Origin of the sequence: Nostoc sp. DedQUE04 (assembly GCF_034530995.1) — a bacterium.
Classification (GTDB): Bacteria; Cyanobacteriota; Cyanobacteriia; order Cyanobacteriales; family Nostocaceae; genus Nostoc.
On the sequence record NZ_JAVRCA010000023.1, the window covers coordinates 44881 to 63516 of the forward strand.

Annotated in this window: 13 protein-coding genes; 4 read left to right on the forward strand and 9 right to left on the reverse strand. The window is 41.1% G+C overall.

Features of this window, described 5'->3' with window-relative positions; genetic code table 11:
* Positions 1-276: 276 nt before the first annotated feature.
* From RM049_RS17510 to RM049_RS17525, 4 genes are all read right to left on the reverse strand, one after another.
* The gene (locus tag RM049_RS17510) at positions 277-525 is read right to left on the reverse strand and encodes a hypothetical protein (protein ID WP_322682509.1); all 249 of its coding nucleotides are present in this window, start codon (positions 523-525) and stop codon (positions 277-279) included.
* 2 nt (positions 526-527) lie between these two features.
* Positions 528-1415 (reverse strand): hypothetical protein, encoded by an 888-nt coding sequence (locus RM049_RS17515; protein WP_322690502.1) that lies wholly within the window; start codon positions 1413-1415, stop codon positions 528-530.
* A gap of 163 nt (positions 1416-1578) precedes the next feature.
* Positions 1579-2355: an RNA polymerase sigma factor SigF gene (locus RM049_RS17520; protein ID WP_322674403.1), complete on the reverse strand. Its 777-nt coding sequence runs from the start codon at positions 2353-2355 to the stop codon at positions 1579-1581.
* Between the two features lie 767 nt (positions 2356-3122).
* Positions 3123-3959 (reverse strand): photosystem II manganese-stabilizing polypeptide, encoded by an 837-nt coding sequence (locus tag RM049_RS17525; RefSeq protein ID WP_322674402.1) that lies wholly within the window; start codon positions 3957-3959, stop codon positions 3123-3125.
* Between the two features lie 787 nt (positions 3960-4746).
* On the opposite strand from RM049_RS17525, the gene RM049_RS17530 reads away from it, so the two are divergent.
* A complete protein-coding gene (locus tag RM049_RS17530; RefSeq protein ID WP_322705072.1) occupies positions 4747-5094 on the forward strand; it encodes a hypothetical protein in 348 nt (115 codons plus the stop codon).
* Between the two features lie 110 nt (positions 5095-5204).
* On the opposite strand, the gene RM049_RS17535 is transcribed toward RM049_RS17530, so the two are convergent.
* Positions 5205-10253 carry a hypothetical protein gene (locus tag RM049_RS17535; RefSeq protein ID WP_322705103.1) on the reverse strand — a complete coding sequence of 1683 codons (5049 nt, stop codon included), beginning with the start codon at positions 10251-10253 and terminating at the stop codon, positions 5205-5207.
* A 105-nt stretch (positions 10254-10358) separates the two neighbouring features.
* Complete coding sequence (locus tag RM049_RS17540; protein ID WP_322690499.1) at positions 10359-11690, reverse strand: P-loop NTPase fold protein; 1332 nt, start codon at positions 11688-11690, stop codon at positions 10359-10361.
* 881 nt (positions 11691-12571) lie between these two features.
* On the opposite strand from RM049_RS17540, the gene RM049_RS17545 reads away from it, so the two are divergent.
* The 3 genes from RM049_RS17545 (at position 12572) to ftsZ (ending at position 15798) form a co-directional block, all read left to right on the forward strand.
* Complete coding sequence (locus RM049_RS17545) at positions 12572-13405, forward strand: cell division protein FtsQ/DivIB (protein ID WP_322674398.1); 834 nt, start codon at positions 12572-12574, stop codon at positions 13403-13405.
* Positions 13406-14133: 728 nt separating this feature from the next.
* On the forward strand, positions 14134-14421 hold the full coding sequence (locus RM049_RS17550; protein WP_322682504.1) for a hypothetical protein: 288 nt from the start codon (positions 14134-14136) through the stop codon (positions 14419-14421).
* A gap of 60 nt (positions 14422-14481) precedes the next feature.
* The gene (gene ftsZ, locus RM049_RS17555) at positions 14482-15798 is read left to right on the forward strand and encodes a cell division protein FtsZ (protein WP_322705073.1); all 1317 of its coding nucleotides are present in this window, start codon (positions 14482-14484) and stop codon (positions 15796-15798) included.
* A gap of 524 nt (positions 15799-16322) precedes the next feature.
* Here the strand turns inward: ftsZ and gshB are convergent.
* From gshB to RM049_RS17570, 3 genes are all read right to left on the reverse strand, one after another.
* Entirely contained in the window at positions 16323-17297 is a 975-nt protein-coding gene (gene gshB / locus RM049_RS17560) for a glutathione synthase (RefSeq protein ID WP_322705074.1), read from the reverse strand.
* 231 nt (positions 17298-17528) lie between these two features.
* Positions 17529-17801, reverse strand: a complete 273-nt coding sequence (gene grxC / locus RM049_RS17565) for a glutaredoxin 3 (protein ID WP_190893995.1) — start codon at positions 17799-17801, stop codon at positions 17529-17531.
* 521 nt (positions 17802-18322) lie between these two features.
* Positions 18323-18636 (reverse strand): PEP-CTERM sorting domain-containing protein (locus tag RM049_RS17570; RefSeq protein WP_322705075.1); only part of this gene is annotated, 314 nt, incomplete at its 5' end.

Below are 18636 nucleotides of genomic sequence, written 5' to 3' on the forward strand. Positions count from 1 at the left end.
ATTGAGGTTTATTTGTGCCAACTTAATTTATTATTAGACCCAAGCTCGATTAATGCATTAATTATCATAACGTTGCTTTTTGAAATCCTCACCTTGCTGGGTGTTGTGAGGTCGTTAGACAGTATTGTTTATGAACCTATGTTAAATAATGCTTAGTGCGTAGGCGTAGCCCGTCGGAGACATCGCTGCTCTGTAGCATGATTCATGAACAACAAGAACCCCGACTTATTAAAGAAGTCGGGGTTCCGCGGGTTGCAATTCTCACAAATCAAAAAATCAAATAGAATTCATATAGCGATTTTGATAGTAAGCCAAAATCTGGTTAACTCGTTGCCGACTTTCTAAGCTAGAGTTTGCTGTCCACGAGAGGCTCAAGCCAGCAATTTGACTTTGATTGTAATCAAACTGTTGGGATGACTGGGGAATTAAATCCACTTCCACCCCTTCGACTTGACGTAAATGAGCTGCTATTTCTCTATAAACAGCTAAAGGCAAACCAGCGAATTCAATTTCCTTAGTCTCCATCTTTATGAAGCTCCCACATTAAACGTATTTTGGGGGGGCGTTGTCACTGAAATTGCATTGCCGCTAGCAGATGCAGCTGACGACGTTGATTTGACAGTCCCTTCCCCTACCATTTTGGCAACTTCAATACCATATTGTTCCAAAATCACGATGGGGTTGTAGCCCTGATTCATTTCAATACGTTTAATCAGTACACCATTTGCTAATCGCTGTCCCGCTTGTACATACCGACTTGTCGGCTCATCCGGTACTTTGATAATTGCTTGTGGTTCTTTACTAATTAGAACTACACCAGTCACAACTACTGCCCTTGCTAACTCAGGCTGTGCTGGTGGTGGTAATACAGAGACTAAAGTGGGGTTGGGAACAACTTGAGGCAAAACTTTAGGCAACACTGAAGTCAAAGTAGGATTGACTTTTTTTGGTACAACTGAAGTCAAAGTAGGATTGACTTTTTTTGGTACAGAAGAAACGTTGTTTTTCTTTGGATTTAAAGCGATTCTGCGTGTTGGAAGTTTTCGTACTGCTAGTGATGCAGTAGGTAGCTTAGGCACCACGGGAACTGGTCTTCCAGATGTTTTAGCCATTCCGGGAATAGTCTGCCCGAAAAGTTGTGCAAAAGGATCGCTTCGAGCTTTTGATACCACAAGTTCCCGTGTCCGCTCTGTAGCATTCGTGGATTGAATCAAGTTAACAGATGCAAGATTAACTTGTGAGACCTGTTTAGCCGGTATCACTGGATTCTTAAAGGATTGAGCCGCTGGTGGCGACTTTTTTGCTATTTTGGGAACTGGCACAGGATTGATGGCTTGTGGTGTATCTTCAGAAGCACATCCGGCGAGCGCCAAAGTTAGAATAGCTGCAATTGTAATTTTTGAAGTTATGCCCATGAGCCTTTCTCAAAAGCCATTGGAAAATTGAAAAGTGAAAATAAACAATGCCTAAAATTTGGATCAAAGGCAAAGTATGTTCCCTTTATAACCTAATTTTTTACATTTCAAGGGTTATTTTTAGCACTGCATACCCAGTATAACTGCGGTTTGTTTTTTGCAGTCAATCTTCTGTCACACCCATAAGCTCTTTCATCAAATCCAGTCCTTTCTTGACTCGACGGGAAACCGTTACTACACTGATGCCCAGATGTTCTGCAACTTGTTTTTGGGTCAAATCTTGCAAAAACACACATTCCAACACATCGCGGGTGCGTTTTTCTAGCTGAACCAACGCTTGTTGTAAGCGAAGTTGGTCTTCTTGTGCCAGTTGAAAGCTGCGATAGTGAGGATCTGGAACCAATTCTCCTAAGCAGGTAGAACCTTCTTCTCCATCTTGGATTGGCACATCAAGACTCAAGGGAGCGCGATTGACCCATGCTAATTTAATTTCTTGCCATTCGTTTGGAGAAATTTCCAGTGCTGCTGCTAATTCCGAGTCGGTTGGTTGCCGATTGTGTTTTTCACGCCAAGAACGTGATACTCCTATTGCTTGCTGTTGGAGCGCTAACCATTTCCGAGGAATTCGCACGGTGACACCTTTATCTCGGAGATAGTGTTGAATTTCACCCCGAATATAGGGAAGAGCGTAGGAACTGAAGGCATGTCCCTTAGAAATTTCAAATCTTTCAATAGCTCTGATTAAACCCAAACATCCAACCTGGAGCAAATCATCGTAGGTTTCATGACATTGATTTGTCCAATAGTGAGCTTCTTTTCTCACAAGTCCAAAATTGAGTTTTACCAGTTGATTGCGGATGTTTTCTGACGGAGATTGCTGATATTCTCGCAACAACTGCCAAATTTCGTGCTTTAGTTCATTGGTGACTGTGGTAGGCATAGCACCGGGTTTATTGAGCAAATAAAGAATCAATTATTATTCGCTTTTTAAATTCAGCTGCGATCGCACGATATCAAATGAAATATTGCGATATATTTCCTAGCAAATACTATGGTAGATAATAAAGACTTTCTATTAAAATTCCATAGGTTACTTGACAATCGAGCAAAATTTAAATGGGCGAAATCATTATTTAGTTGGTTATTTATCTTTGATATGACTTGTAGCTTTTTTAGAACCACATAGAAATAAAATATAAAATTAATCACTAAATATCAAACCGAGATTGTACTTAACTTGAGTTAATTAATCATGAAGTTAATTTAGATAAACGAAACAACAGTAGTCCAGCTTTTATTTCACAAGCAAAAGTTGGATTCACAGTAAAATTACGTGCTCATTCCACTAAAATTTATCCAATAATTAAAAATTACTAATAATTTAAAAAAAATTATGTATATTTACGCAAGCCAATAAAAAAAGGGCATCTCACCCTTTTTTGTACTTAAGTCTATAGTGTTTTAATGAAAGGAAAAAGGTTAAAGGGATAAATCAAGTGACCCATAAGACTGAGGAATAAAAATTTTTTCAATTGCCAGGGCTATTTTGCCCATAATTTTACTCAGATTTACCTTTATCCCCATTTTTTTAAAAATCTATCTACCCTCTTTTTTCAAGAGGGTGGATAGTTTAACTTTTGCGATCAAGTCTGAATAGTTACAGAATTGTCGTTTTGAGTGCCAGTCAGTTACCTTACTTTCAAGGATTTAGCCACGAATCGATTCAACCCGTCCATAAAATAGACCGCGAATCTTGACTTCTTTAGGTTCGCCAGCACCTAAATCTGTATCAGATGGCTGTTCGCTCTCGAAAGTGCCAGCAATTTCACCGCTAGAACCGTCTATTTTAGCGATTTGCAGAGAAATCTTGCCATTGAGATTTTCAGCACGCTTGACGTTAGTGCGGGTAAGTTGTTCATCATCTGCTTGGGCGGGGAGAGCAACAGCATTATCGTAGCCACTGACGACACCACGACCTTTAGGATCTAGGAAGGCAGCACCACGATAGGAAGGGACTTTAAAGCTGCCTTCAAAGTCCGTAGAGGTGTTAATACTGGTCAAGCTGGGTTGGCTTTGAGCAACCAAATTTTTGATGGTGAAGAGGAAAGGTACTCGCTCACCACCAGGAAGTTGCACAGTGATGGCTTGGAAGTCAAGACCATCAGTTTCCGTAAAGGTCAGGCTATTATCTGCGTTAACTTTTAGATTACCTTGCACCTGGTCAATAGTGGAAGTGTATCTGGTCAACAATTTGCCGGCAACAAATTCTGCTTCTTGGCGTTTATTAGCAGGTTCTTCTTTGATGAAGAAGCTAGTTGGTTCCAAGCAAAGTTCTTTGATGGTATAAGACTGGCTAGAATCAATGGGAATGGAGCCACGGCGTGTTTCTCCTAGTTGGGGGCATTTGTTAGCCAAGCCAGTGCCGCGAATTTGATCGTAAGTGAGTACATCTCTACCACTACTGGTAGTAGGAGCATCACTACAAGCGGTTATTAGCCCCAGGCACAAAGCCAAGAATGCAACAATTAAAGCGCGATACCTCATGGTCAACCTCAATCTCAAAAATTAATATCTAAGTTGTAAAACTGCATCGAAGCTTTGATCTCTGATGAGAAGCCGCTACTCTGCAAAAAGCTACCTTTGTTCGGACACAGCTTTGCTCTGATTAAGAGAGTTGAAGCAAGTGTTCGGGTGTCTAGTTGTCAGACGCTGCTCAAACTTTTCTCTGCTAAACGTAGTTAAACGTGTCGCTCTCTTGAGCTTGGAGTGTAAACCCCAGACTAAGTAGAACACTGCATCCATTTTGGATGTGTGTTACTAGGGGAGCAAAAAACCAGCAGTTTTACTGTTGGTGGCATTTGTTTGGAGTTGGGCGAGTGTATGAGTAAGCCTCACACAGAGAAGCATAAATGCTTGTGCCTTGAAAAGTGCAAACAGGGGTGTCTGCTTCGCACTTTGCTCTTGCTTATTGCAAAAGCGTCGTCGCCCAAGTCTTTTTGTATCATGTATGTGACGCCACTACATACAGCCCATTGTTGGATGGGTAAATCAGCCAGATCATACGATTTTTTTTAACTCAAAATCAAAGTTCTCAAAATCCAAGAAAGTCTCGTCTCGATCGCATCTAGCTTCTGTAAAGCCTATGCTAAAGGTTACTACGCTCTTTTTGGAGCGATCGCAATTGCTTTTGATAAAGATACAAATCTAGTTATATTCACCCCTAATTAGGGCAACTCAGGAGATGCGGTAACATGGAGACAACTGACAAACTAGGGAAAATTAAAAATCTCCGGTAAATTTGAGTTGACCTCATTTATACGGAAAAGGTGGCATGAACGATCGCAAAAATATTGAATCAGAGAAGTTGTCTGGTAAACTGCAAGCGATTGCAACTGTGGTGTATGATGCCGCTACAGGTTATGAAGGCGATACTGTAGCTCTTTTGGCTTTGCTGCGGCAATTAGAGCAGTTACACCGAGAGATCCGGGATGGGATTTTTCAAGAGAGTTTGCCTGTTAACCGCCGCCAACTTTACTCACTGCTGAAAGATATTGAGTCTGAGGGAGGCTGGCCCTACATTGAGCGCATGAGGCTACAAGCCTTTTTAATGAATTTGCCACAAGAGGCTCCCGAAGAAAATAGCCATGAAGTTTTGGAGAGCGATCGCTCTTTTAGCTGATTAGCTCGAAATTTATTTCTAGCTTTGAATTAATAACTCCGATCGCCTCATCAACCGCTAAACTAAAAGCGGTTGCTCATTGAGGCTTCAACCTAATTCATAATTTGTAATTAAAAACGGTTTGTACGGATTATCCCATCGCAAAGAAGGCGATCGCGCTCTTCAAGATTGCGGTTGTGCTTAAGGTAATCACCCACCCAACCGCAACCACGAACAAGCAGATCGTCAAGATGTAAATTCCACAGAATTATCGTGTTGTCATCACTAGCTGATGCTAGTGTTTGACCATCTGGACTAAAACTAACACTTAATACTGGAGCGCTATGCCCATTGAGACTTTTAATTAATTTGCCATCATGGCTCCAGAGTTTGACTGTACTGTCCCAACTGGCAGCGGCGAGTAATTCACCATTGGGGCTAAAAGTCACGGCATTGACGCTATCACTGTACCCTTTTAATAAAGTTTTTAACAATGTCCCATCTCGTCGCCACAGTTTCACAGTGTTATCCCAGCTAGCAGAAGCCAGCAACTCGTCAGTGGGACTAAAGCTGACACCCAATACCCAGCTATCATGGGGCGAGAAAGTTTTGAGCAAAGTACCATCCTGCCGCCAAAGTTTCACAGTTTGATCGTCACTGGCAGAGGCTAAAACCTGACCATCAGGGCTGAAATTTACGCTATTTACCCAACCTTGATGTCCCACCAAGGTTTTGAGTAACTTGCCCTGACGGTTCCAAAGTTTCACTGTTTTATCTTTGCTAGCTGATGCTAAAAACTGACCATCAGGGCTGAAATTGACGCTCATGACACTATCGCTATGTCCGTAGAGAGTCATGATTAAAGTACCGTCAAGTCGCCAAAGTTTCACAGTTCTGTCATAACTTCCGGAAGCCAGCATTTGACCTTTTGGGTCAAAACTGACACTAGGAACTTTATTTGTGTGCCCCACCAAAGTTTTGTAAAGTCGAGTTTTGACCTCGCCGCTGTTGGTGTATCGTTGCCAAAGTTTGACAGTGCGATCGCTACTACCAGAAGCTAGCATCTGACCGTCGGGACTCCAAGCAACGCTTAAAACTCGATCTCGATGCCCTTGAAGAATATACGGTCTTGGAGCATCTAAACTCCATAGTTTCACGCTTTTGTCGAAACTTCCTGAAGCTAGCAATTTGTTTTTTGGACTGAAAGCAATGCTAACGACAGCATCGCTGTGTCCTTTGAAGGTTTTTAGTAAAGTACCAGTTATACTCCAGAGGTTTATGGTATTGTCTTCACCTGCAGAAGCTAACTTTTTACTATCCGAACTAAAGCTCAAACTCCATACTGTACCGCTATGCTGCCGTAAAGTTTTGTAAGGAAAAAAGTCAAAACCGTCTTTGTTTTTGTTACTCTCCCGCCGCCAAAGTTTCACTGTCTGATCTCGACCTGCTGACGCCAGAAATTTACCGTCTGGGCTGAAAATAGATACAATCACGCCTTGCTTATGTCCCTGCAAAGTCGTAACGAGGCTACCGTCCCGTCGCCAGATTTTCACTGTTTTGTCGTCGCTGGCCGAGGTGATAAGTTGACCATCAGGACTGAAGTTTACCCAGTTAACCCACCCTTGATGTCCTCTCAGTATTCTTACTAAGCTACCGTCTTTGCGCCAGAGTTTTATGGTTTTATCTTTGCTGCTAGTAGCTAACAACTCGCCATCAGGACTAAAATTAACGCTATAAACCCAATCTTGATGTCCTCTCAGGGTTTTATATGGTTTGGGGTCAAATTTACCTGTAACCGAGTTTTTATGCCAGATTTTCACTGTTTTGTCAAGGCTAGCGGAAGCTAGGGTTTGACCATCAGGACTAAAACTTATACAAGTAACAGCATCAGTGTGACCTTTGAGGGTTTGGAGTAAAGTACCGTCAAGATGCCAAAGTTTCACTGTTTGATCTCGACTACCTGATGCTAGCAATTGACCATCTGGGCTAAAAGTCACTCCCCAGACGATATCAGTGTGCCCTTCCAAGCGGTTAACTTCAGTTACCCCGTAAACTGCCTGTTGCAGTGCTGTTACCACCCGCATTCGGGTATCTGGCTGAACTCCATCTGCTTGTTTAAGTCCTCTCCAAGCCCGTAAACTTTCTAATAGGGCATCAAATTCTTTATTAGAAGCAAATAAAGCTTCGCTAGCAGCAGCGATTCCACTAATTTTCAAGTTGGTTTCACTACGTTCAGCTCGTAGAGTTTGGCGGATTGCTGCTCTTTTTTGTAAGTCGGCTTGCCACCATAACGCTGCTATTGTTCCTCCCATAATTGCTAGGATTGCACCTGCTATCCGTGCTTCCCGCAGTCGTCGTTGCAATACCAAATTTAGTTGCTTTTGACTAAGTTGTTGGGCTGCTTCGGCTCTAGTTTTTTCAAGTTTGATTTTTTCTAATTCAGCGAGCATACCATAGTTGTTCTTTTGGCGAATTGGTTCAACTAAATAATCGTGAACCAACTGGTAGCGATCGCCTAACTCTTCTCTGACTCGCAATACCAAGCCTGAACCCACCAATATTTCTAAAATCAGTTCTCCAACTTTGTCAAAGCTTGATATCGTATCTATATCATAATTATTAACTAATGCAGCTGCTAAATCAGCTTTAGTTTTTAAAGGTCGCGTCCCCTTTTCATCTGTTAATTCAAATAATAATTTCCAACTTAAATCTTCGTTCTCTTGACCGCAGTCTTTGATAACTTCCCCTAACCAGCGTTCCACTAATTTTGCCGAGCCACCACAAAGCTTATATTCTGCAAGTGTCGTAATGTTTTCTATTTGTAGTTGAGCGCCGACTATTTGTAATTCAATTGGATGTACTTCGTCTAGTTCTCCTGTCAAATCCTGGACTAATCGGTTAATCAATTCTTCACTTAGTTCATAATGTGAACGTTGAGTAAGGCTGTGAATTATGGCTTTGGCATCTCGGCTAGAGAATTTTCCTAAATAGTAACGAATATCCTTATCAAGAATATTTTTATTAATTACTCCTAAATCATATAAGCCAGTACTATTTTTCTGACTCAAACGTTCAAACTCTAACAAATGATGTAAATAATCTTCTCGTAATGAAAGAATAATTTTTACGTAAGAAATATTTAAACATTCACTAAAAAATTTATAGAATTCTATTCTTTGTGTAGGAGGATTATTAACAAAGAAAAATTCTTCAAACTGGTCTAATATGATAACTATTGTATAATTACGTTCAGATGCTAGCCGAATTCTTTCTAGTATTATGGTAGGTGTAGAGTCAATATTAACTGATATTCCGGTGTATGCTAATGCTTGGTTGATACTGCTGCTCAAGATTGTTATCCAATCAGTATAAACAGACAAAACAATCGGTATAGGAATGCGTTCACCGATAACTTTTCCCTTGAGTGCTGGGACTAAACCAGCTTTGAGAATTGAACTTTTACCTACACCAGATGGCCCATAAATAACTGTGAGTTTGTAGTCAGCGCGGGCAATTCTTTCAATTAAGCGATTGACATCTTGTTGCCGTCCAGAAGCAGATATTTCTTGAGCAATTTCTTCAGGAATAAACGGTATTTTGTGAGGTTCTAGTACTGGGTTAATTCTGGGGCGTTGTGGTTGTAATTGACTTGCTCCGATAAAGGCACGAAAGCCATACTGATGTTCTATTTTTATTTTTTCTTGCTTCAGCTTAAAGGCTTCTGTATAGTTATGACACTCAAAAAAGTAAAGCGATCGCAGTTCCTCTAAAATCTCTAAGTATAGTAATGGCTGATGTTGTAGCTCACAAACTACCCTTGCCCATTCCAAGTTATTGATAGCTTCTTCCGACTCACCCAAATGCCGTTGTGTGCGTGCTAGCAACAGAAGATACCAACTTTCTTGTCGTCGTCTTCGCAAAGCGTCTCGCAGAGAGACTTGTGTTACTTCTTCGGAAATAGAAAGTGCTGTATTTGCTAATTCATGAGCCAGTACCCAATTCGATTCCGAAGCCGCCACATTTGCCAAAAATCCATAATTTTGAGCAACTTGTGCGGGAGTTCCATAAGTTTTATGTAGGTTTAATGACTTTTGAGCTAATTCTTTTAAGTCATCCCAAGCTTGTAAGCGTTGCAGCATTTCACAAGCAGGCAAAATGAATTTAGCAACTAAGTCTTCTCTTTCTACCTCCTCCAATAGCTCCAAGCATTGTTTAAACCACGACAGGGCATGTTCGCAATAGCTACTAGTATTCTGGTATAAGTCTGCCATTCGGTGATAACAAAGCCCCAAGTGGAATAGTACTATTGCTTGCTTGAGTAAAGATGAGGGGGGCATAGGTTGAGGATATGAGAGGGGCAAAGAAGAATTACTCTCCCACTCTGCTATTCTCCTCGCTTCCTGCTGCCATAATGCTAGGCTTCTTTGATAATTGGCTAAAGCACCATTAATTTGATCGTTGGCGTATTTATCTCGCCCCAACACAAATTCTAAACTAGCTTCTAATCCTGGTGTTAATTTAACGTTATATAGGCGTAGTAAATCATTACGTGCTGATTCTATTTCGTGGCGGTGTTGCGACTTAGGATCTAAATCTAGGAAGGCATTAGATAAAAACGTTTCAGCACCTGCTTCTAAAACTTTTTCAAATAAAGATTCTTCCTCTTGAGATATCAAAGCAATTAAATCTGCTTTGGCCATTTCAAATTTGATAGTGGTTGCAGCCCAGCTTTTGAAATCAGGCGCTAATCTTGAAAGCAATGATGCTACTTCATCCTGTAGCCACAACACGACTGGAAATGGAAAAGTAGCAGCATAGATATCTCGTGCTTGGTTGATACCTGTAAGTAAGTTTTCTAGGTCGGTAGTTGATTCAATACCGAAAATCATTACAGCAGACGGTAAAGAGTCTGTAAGGACGGCAGGATTATCTAAAGATAGTTCTGAAATTATTGTGCTGTGTAAAGAAGTAGTTGATGGATTGAGAACGATTTCTCTGATATAAATTTCTTTAGTGTTCGAGCGAATATTCTCTAACATTTGCTCGCGTAATCGCCCATAGTTGCATCGAACTAAAATCAGAGCAAATTGACCTTCGGAAAGTGCGATTGCTCTAATCAATCTTTGTAAAGTATGCTGATTTTCTTTGGTGTAGACGCGTAGCTGTTTGTCATTAGTCATTGGATATGGGGCATTGGGCATTGGATATGGGGCATTGGGCATTGAATATGGGGCATTAGTCATTAGTCCACTAACAAATGACCAATGACTAATGGCAATTTACTCTTACTTGTTTTGTTGCCAAGCTAAAACTTTTTCTGTTTCTGCCAAGGCTGGACTGATGCCAAACCAGCGCCCTACAGGATCTCGATATTCAAACAGATACATACTTCTTAGTAAGCTCTGATAGTCAGACTCACCTTTAACTCTCTGCTGCTGTACTACTTCAAACAATAATTCCCACTGGGATTCATCAATAGCTAATAGCAAATCGTCGCGGTAGTCCTTAATCACGGCTTCTAAGCAGTCCCTAGAAAAAGGCGGATCTTGTCGTTGCAGGCAGCTATAAAGTAAGCCTAATAAGTTACGAATGTGACCACCACTAACGCGACATAGACGATCCAAGGTTTCGGAGCGATCGAATAATTCTGTAATTAATGAAAGTCTGCTATTCAAAGGAACTTCTGGAAAAGCTCTAGCTAGAACTAACTGGCGCACTAGTGACATTCCTGGTTCGTAGTCACTGCCATCTCTTTGCCGCACCAATACCATCGGTAGTACTTTTGGTGCAATCCCTCCCCCCAGACGATTTTTCAGTGTCTCATACTCATTGGAGAAAATTAACGTTAGAGGAATTGTGTAAACTAGATGGCATTTAAGTCGGCGTAACTGTTCGCCTCGGTCAATGAAGAGATATTCTGGTTGCGATCGCCCGGATGCTAAGGGACGCATATCCACTCGATCCAAATTATCTACAATCACTACCAGTCCTTTTTGACCCCTTAGCTTTAGCTGTTCAACAGCCTTTTCTAAAATCTCTTCGTTAATCGCCTGTAAAATACTATTGGTACGTGGTTCCAGATATTGCCTCAGTTGATTCCGCATCTGGGTGCTATCTTTGGTTTTGGCGGTAATTTTGGCAATACCCAAGGACAACTCTGCTTGTCCAGAAAGTTCTATAGGGCTTTGCAAAAAATCGCCTACTTCTTTAAACAAATTGGTAAAGTAACCAGGTTTGAGTTTAATGCTAATCCCTTCTAAACTGGCACTGACTTGACGGGCTACACTCAGCAAAATATCGCTGATATCAATATCTGCCATGTCTAAGTCTTGACTGGACTCAAAATAAACCACATGAAATCCTGCCAATTCTAGTTCTGTCTTGAGGCGCTGCAATTCCGTTGACTTACCGCAGCCAATGTGACCCGTAAATAACTGGCAGGTTGGCTCATCAGGAGAAATCCGAATAATAGTTCGCTGCAATTCTTCGACAATCTTGCAACCACGTACATCAGCAAAATCTATGTAATACTGCCGATCTAGTACGTTACTTATATTTAGCGTGTAGCTAGGGTTACATGCTTTATAAAAACGTGACAAATTTAATGTCGTTTTCATGTATGTAGAGGTTTATGTAGATGCAGTTTAGTTTGAATTCTTTATACAATTAATCCCTATCTAGGATGTAGATAGAGGATTGACTCGCAAGGTGGTAGTGTCTTGCAAAAGACAGTACTTGTCGCCAGATTACTGTCAGTAGTATGGTAGAGATTTAATCGATCCTAATAGCAAATGGCACTAAGATAATGCAAACCCATTATCTACAAAGCTTTTGGGTGTGGGGTGTAGGGTGTGGGGTATAGTGACGAATAACTTTATTTATGTTCGCACTTATTTTTACTTTTCTTGATTTTTCAGAACCTACACTCTATTTCCTATACCCTTACCTGGCAAGGATTTCATCTTTTATTGGTGACGCTCTACCTGTCAGGTCTTAAGCATATCTGTCCTTTTTACACCTGCTATTGAAGTTTTGACAATCTCTCCCTTGTGTTTGACATGCCACAAAATTATATGGTTTAGGGAGCAAGTAAAAAAAACTACAAATTTTCATGGTTCTCAGTTTGGATGGCTGATGGGTGTAACTGGTATGAATTATAGCAAGGTATACAGAGATCCAGGAATACTTATGTATCATTTCACATTCTATTTGTCAAGAAAGCCAAATCCCACACATCTCAATTAATATTTTGTAATCTTTAAGGAAAAATCTTCAAAAATAACTTGTCAAAAAGACTACAGTCAGTTAAAAATGGACACCGGAAACTTTAATAGAACTAATTACTAGCGCCATAATCATTGTGTAGTTACTGTAAAGTGTTACTAAAAATAAAAAAAGTCTTGAGGAGAGCGGCTAAAAGATGCCAACAGTGTTTACTGAAATTAATAATGATACGAGCTTGTTAAGGAATTTAGATTGCAACCAAAAAGGGGTGTGAATGGCTGGCATAATATCAGTTTCCCGCACGCATCTAGCCCAGCGTCGCCAGAAATTGCGTCGGCAGCGGCAGATGAAAATTATTCAAGCTATTTGGCGAACCTTTGCCATTACTGGTTTAGCGGGTGGATTGTTGTGGGTGGCAGTCCAACCGATGTGGATGCTAAAGGCTCCCAAACAAATAGTGATGAAATCAGGCAATAAATTGCTGTCAGATCAAACAACTCAGTCATTGTTGGTGCTGTCTTACCCTCAGTCTTTGTGGCGGATTGAACCGTCAGCGATCGCTAACTCTTTGAAAAAACAGCCAACTATTGCCCAAGCGATCGTCAGACGCCGCCTATTTCCTCCTGGATTAATCATTGAAATCCAAGAACGAGTACCTGTAGCGGTAACTCAAACACGTGGCAACAAAAAAGTAACAATCGGCTTACTAGATGCAAGTGGGGCCTGGATGCCTTTAGAAAAATATACATCACTGAATCCTACTAAAAAATTACCAAATCTCAGAGTAATTGGTTCGCCAAATCAATATTGCCTTTACTGGACTCAACTCCATGAAGCTGTGAGTCAAAGTCCCGTGAAAGTTATAGAAATTGATTGCCAAAATCCAACAAATTTAATTTTGAAAACAGAATTAGGAAACGTGCATCTCGGTGTACCAAGTCCCCAATTGTCTGAACAATTTAAGGTACTCGCCCAAATGCGTCATTTAGCAACAAAATTTAATTCTGGTCAAATAGAGTATATCGATCTGAAAAATCCTGAACTTCCATTAGTACAAATGAACCAAAAAGATCAAAAATTAACTGCCAAAATTCCTAAAAACATCTAGCGTGTTTATTATTTTGATAGTTTCTAGTAAATTAAGAAGCTTTATGCTGATAAATATATTTATTATTTTCAGTTTTCCAGCAAATCGCCCGAAAATCGGCATTAACTTCTAATTAAAATGAGAAAATCAATCATAAAATCTCTATTGCGAGTAACAGACCCTCAATTGTTACCCTAACATCTAATAGTAGGGTGCAAAATGTCAGACAGTCTAATGATGGCCTATCGCGTATAAAACGCCTTCTGCCCATACATTCCTTGACTAAACCCAGTGCAAAAAAGAGAACATTGCTTGAGCTTTTCATTCAGATTCAGACTCGTGAGCAGAAGTCACTGATGGAACGGTTTATGCCGCCATCCAAGTGCAGAAGCAAAAAGGCTCTGGCTTTGGTCTGTTGAGGACACTTCCAAAGACAGTTTACCGAAGTTTCAATCTGTAACGAAAAATGCCAGCCAAAATTGCGTAAGCATTGCTTCTGGGCAATAAGTTTGGACTGTTCTGTGCTGTAATTCCTATTAGGTGACGAAATCTCTTAGGAAATCTTGATTTGTTGGCCGCACTAGTGAGAGTTTTTGTAAGATAGACTATTGCTTCAACAAAGTGTCCATTGTGACCACCCAAACAACAAATTAATCAGGTATAGTCTGACAAGTAAATTCTTGCTTAGTTTAACTTAAGCATAAGTAAGTAGAAGGTAAATTTTGTGTCTAAAGCTGCAATTATGCCCAATGGTAAAACTTATTAACAATATTATTATTGAGACAGAGAAGATACGCTGTAGTGTGTCTTTACCAGTTATGCCCGCCGCTGAGAATAATCAAGAGATTAATGTCTGGTTGAAGTTATACAGGTCAGTTTTAGATAAATATAGGTATACTTCTCTAGAATTGGCTGTGCGATCGGCTGTGTTAAAAGCTCATCCCATAGCAAATTTTCGCACTGCCAATTCTGTTAGGCTTGGCAGTAGTGAAAACAATAAAGAACAACGCCATATTATTGTGGCATTGTCAAACTAAAGTTGACTCTTAGGTGAATAACACCTGAAAAAGTCGTTTATCTACCCTTTCACAAATCCAATGACACTTGATAATAACCAAGGACTTAACTATAAAAATTCCCAATCTACGGGACAGCCGGGGTTCTCTCTGGCAGTTAACTCGACCAATCCCTTTAATAACTCTGGGCTGAACTTCGGGCAAAATCACGATAATAAAAAAATTTCTCCGGAAAATAGCCGAATTGGTGAGATTGTTCCTGGTCGGGTCGCCAACATCAAAGTGATTGGTGTCGGTGGTGGTGGTGGCAATGCTGTTAACCGCATGATCGAGTCTGATGTCTCTGGCGTAGAGTTTTGGTCAATTAATACTGATGCCCAAGCTCTTACCTTAGCTGGCGCTCCAAGTCGATTGCAAATTGGGCAGAAGCTAACGAGGGGTTTAGGAGCAGGTGGTAATCCTGCTATTGGTCAAAAGGCAGCTGAGGAATCACGGGACGAAATTGCTACGGCTTTAGAGGGTGCAGATTTAGTATTTATCACTGCTGGTATGGGGGGTGGTACTGGGACGGGTGCAGCACCAATCGTGGCAGAAGTGGCCAAAGAAATGGGTGCCCTCACTGTTGGTGTAGTCACACGTCCATTTGTTTTTGAGGGACGCCGCCGCACCAGTCAAGCAGAACAAGGTATTGAAGGACTAAAAAGTAGAGTAGATACACTGATCATTATCCCTAACAACAAACTGCTGGAAGTGATCCCCGAACAAACGCCTGTGCAAGAGGCTTTTCGTTATGCAGATGATGTACTGCGGCAAGGGGTGCAAGGTATTTCTGATATCATCACGATCCCCGGTTTGGTAAACGTTGACTTTGCTGATGTCCGAGCAGTTATGGCAGATGCGGGATCGGCATTGATGGGAATTGGCGTTAGTTCTGGAAAATCTAGAGCCAGAGAAGCTGCGATCGCAGCTATTTCTTCACCATTACTAGAGTGTTCTATTGAAGGCGCTAGAGGAGTTGTGTTTAATATTACAGGTGGTACTGACCTGACTTTGCATGAAGTTAATGCAGCGGCAGAAGCAATCTATGAAGTAGTCGATCCCAACGCCAATATTATTTTTGGGGCTGTAATTGATGACAGGCTCCAAGGTGAGGTAAGAATTACTGTAATTGCCACTGGATTTACAGGTGAAGTGCAAGCTGTGGTACAACAAAGCGTGGCTAACGTTCGAGTAGCACCTAATACCTCGAAGCGTCCAACAACACAGCAACCGACAGTTAATACCCCAACCTCAACTCCAAGTTCAACTCCAACCCCAACTCCAATTCCAGAACCAAAGGAAAAACCTGGATTAGATATCCCTGATTTTCTGAGAAACCGACGTACACCAAGGAATTAAAAGATTTGGAATTTGGGATTTTAGATTAACTTAGCAGTCTCCGGTCAAGCTGAACGCTGTATAAAATCTGCTACTGCCACCAGGGTTTTACCAAGGGCAGGGATAAGCAATCTTTTGCCATACCCAATTTTGCCAATTGGTAAAAAAACTTGTCAAGGCTACTTTATAGAATGAATTTGGGCAGGAGTCTACTGGCTTGCATGTCCAGCTATGCTTTCAGAACAAAACAATAGGAATACCTGCCCAACTATGGATGCATCACTGATAGCGCAGTGTTAGCAAGTCTTCAGTCTTCTCCCAAAGAAAGGCGATAGCACAGCGTTAGCGAGTCATTAAGCGTCACGAGCGTTACAGGCGATCGTAGACATGAATGCATCTACCCTTTGCGATCCACTAAACTCATATTCCGTACAAGTAAATATATTTACTTAAAACAAGTAGCGTAGGAAACAAGCCCACGCAAGTGTCCAAAAGAAGTCTGTTTGCTGGAAAGTTAGGACATGAAACAAAAAAATAAATGTAAATTATTTTTGGATTTTTAGTCTCTGTTCAATCCATTGAATAACCTGATGACCAAGGCGAGTACCATCTAGACGGTCAATCTCACGAATTCCGGTAGGACTAGTGACGTTAACTTCAGTTAGGTAGCCACCGATAACGTCAATACCCACAAAAATTAAGCCATCTTGACGTAAGCGTTCGGCTACTTGGGTACAAATTTCATACTCTCTTGGGGTAATTTCGGTTTGAGCAACTGTACCACCAGTTGCCATATTATTGCGAAAATCAGTTCCACTAGAGAGGCGATTGAGCGCACCAATTGGTTCACCATTGAGCAAGATAATTCGCTTATCTCCTTCTTTCGCCTCTGGTAAATAGGTTTGTACCATTACTGGTACTTTACCTTGGAGGGTACTGAGTTCAACAATAGAGTTAAAATTGCGATCGCCTGATTGCAAAAACAAAATTCCTTCGCCAGCTTTATTACCCAACGGTTTGAGAACTGCTGCCCCCTTTGCTTCCACGAATTGCCGGATAAATTGCTTATCAGCACTGACAATCGTTTCAGGAATCGCTTTGGTAAACTGGAGGGCGTACATTTTTTCATTTGCCCCTCGAATGCCGCTGGCACTGTTAATCACCAAAGTTTTATTTTGGTCAATGTAATCCAGAATGTAGGTGGCATAAAGGTAAGAATCATTGACAGGTGGATCTGTCCGCATAAATACGGCGTCCATTGTATCTAAAGAAGTTAAGAAGGAATCGCTTAACTTATACCAAAGATTCGCCGCTACCCAGCGTCCCTCTACCAACTGTACTGGTACAACTTCAACTCGCTGTAGAACAGCCAAAGCTTTGCCCTCCGACACACTCAGCAGATTCGCTTGAGTTACCCAAACTTCGTGTCCCAGGATTTGCGCTGCTTCAATTAGGGCAACACTAGTATCATGACACGGGTCAAGTAGATGGATGGGATCAATGATAAAAGCCAGTTTCACCCTTTATACCTCAATCACCAAGAAATTAAATGGTTATTCAATTATTATCTCTTGATGCTCTCACCAATTGATGTACATATGTACTGCTGAGTAGAATCTGGAGGGTAAAGTCTTGTGGACAGATTGGTTTTGTGAGGAAACCTGTAGACAAGGCAGCGTGTTATTTTTCTAGAATTGTAGCGACTACCGTGTAATTGCAGTGGTTTGTCGCTATCGCAATACCTTCTGAACCTATACGCTATTGCTAGAAGTTAGTAGCTCATCCAGCTTGCCTTGACTATCTAAAGCGTGGATATCATCACAACCACCAATATGATCGTCATTGATGAAAATTTGCGGTAAAGAACGGCGTCCATTTGCTCTTTGAGCCATTTTATTTCTGGCTGCTTCATCCCCATCAATGCTGTATTCGATAAATTCAACACCCTTGTTTTTCAGCAAACTTTTAGCACGAATGCAAAACGGGCAAGTCCTCCAAGTGTAAATTTCTACTTTTGCAGCCATGATATCCTCAACTTGATTTAATACTTTTTAATTTTAGAGCTTTGCCACTGACTGTGACTGCTTTATTCATTCATAACCTAATCTACAGAAGGCGCTGATGTAAGTAGGCAAAAATAAATAAAAGTAATGTTAAGTAATGTAAAAATATTGAGATTAATTTGTAGTGTATCTCTTTGGGAAAGCAAGCTACACGTAGCGTCTACAAACCTTGAATTATTTACGCAGCTTTATTTAAACTCCAAGGTTAAGCTAGCCAACTATTATGTAGATTATTTTTATTTTGCATCTGACCTAACCAGCTAATAATATTTCAGTTTAAATGCTAGCAATAGCAGTAATTATATTTAGATTGTTTCTGTCGCTCAAATTTTTTCGCTACTAAGCGCTAGTTAAAAAGCAGGAATTATTGAGGTGGGTTCTAGTTTAGCGTTTCTTACCTCTAACAAAAATGGGTATAGAAGAGCATAAGCATTTCTAAACCCATATTTAAGCTTTCTCCTACTAAAACTCAACAGTGTGGTTTAATTTTGGGAAATATTTTTTTTGTTTTTCTTCTTGAGTCTGAAAACACCCAAGGCAAATAATCCTAATGCTGCGGTTGTACTGGGTTCAGGTACTTTTTTCGGTTGAGGTGCAGGGGGTTGATAGTAAGGCGGTACTGATGGTACAGGTGTTGGAGCAGGTGCGGGTGCAGGTGCTGGCGCAGGTGCTGGAGCAGGTGCAGGTGCTGGTGTGGGTGCAGGTGCAGGTGCGGGTGCAGGTGCAGGTGCGGGTGCTGGAGCAGGTGCTGGTGTGGGTGCAGGTGCAGGTGCGGGTGCAGGTGCAGGTGCGGGTG

Coding starts and splice junctions, on each gene's coding strand:
- RM049_RS17510 (WP_322682509.1), bottom strand. CDS start 525: ATGGAGACTAAGGAAATTGAATTCGCTGGTTTGCCTTTAGCTGTTTAT.
- RM049_RS17515 (WP_322690502.1), bottom strand. CDS start 1,415: ATGGGCATAACTTCAAAAATTACAATTGCAGCTATTCTAACTTTGGCG.
- RM049_RS17520 (WP_322674403.1), bottom strand. CDS start 2,355: ATGCCTACCACAGTCACCAATGAACTAAAGCACGAAATTTGGCAGTTG.
- RM049_RS17525 (WP_322674402.1), bottom strand. CDS start 3,959: ATGAGGTATCGCGCTTTAATTGTTGCATTCTTGGCTTTGTGCCTGGGG.
- RM049_RS17530 (WP_322705072.1), top strand. CDS start 4,747: ATGAACGATCGCAAAAATATTGAATCAGAGAAGTTGTCTGGTAAACTG.
- RM049_RS17535 (WP_322705103.1), bottom strand. CDS start 10,253: ATGACTAATGACAAACAGCTACGCGTCTACACCAAAGAAAATCAGCAT.
- RM049_RS17540 (WP_322690499.1), bottom strand. CDS start 11,690: ATGAAAACGACATTAAATTTGTCACGTTTTTATAAAGCATGTAACCCT.
- RM049_RS17545 (WP_322674398.1), top strand. CDS start 12,572: ATGGCTGGCATAATATCAGTTTCCCGCACGCATCTAGCCCAGCGTCGC.
- RM049_RS17550 (WP_322682504.1), top strand. CDS start 14,134: ATGGTAAAACTTATTAACAATATTATTATTGAGACAGAGAAGATACGC.
- ftsZ (WP_322705073.1), top strand. CDS start 14,482: ATGACACTTGATAATAACCAAGGACTTAACTATAAAAATTCCCAATCT.
- grxC (WP_190893995.1), bottom strand. CDS start 17,801: ATGGCTGCAAAAGTAGAAATTTACACTTGGAGGACTTGCCCGTTTTGC.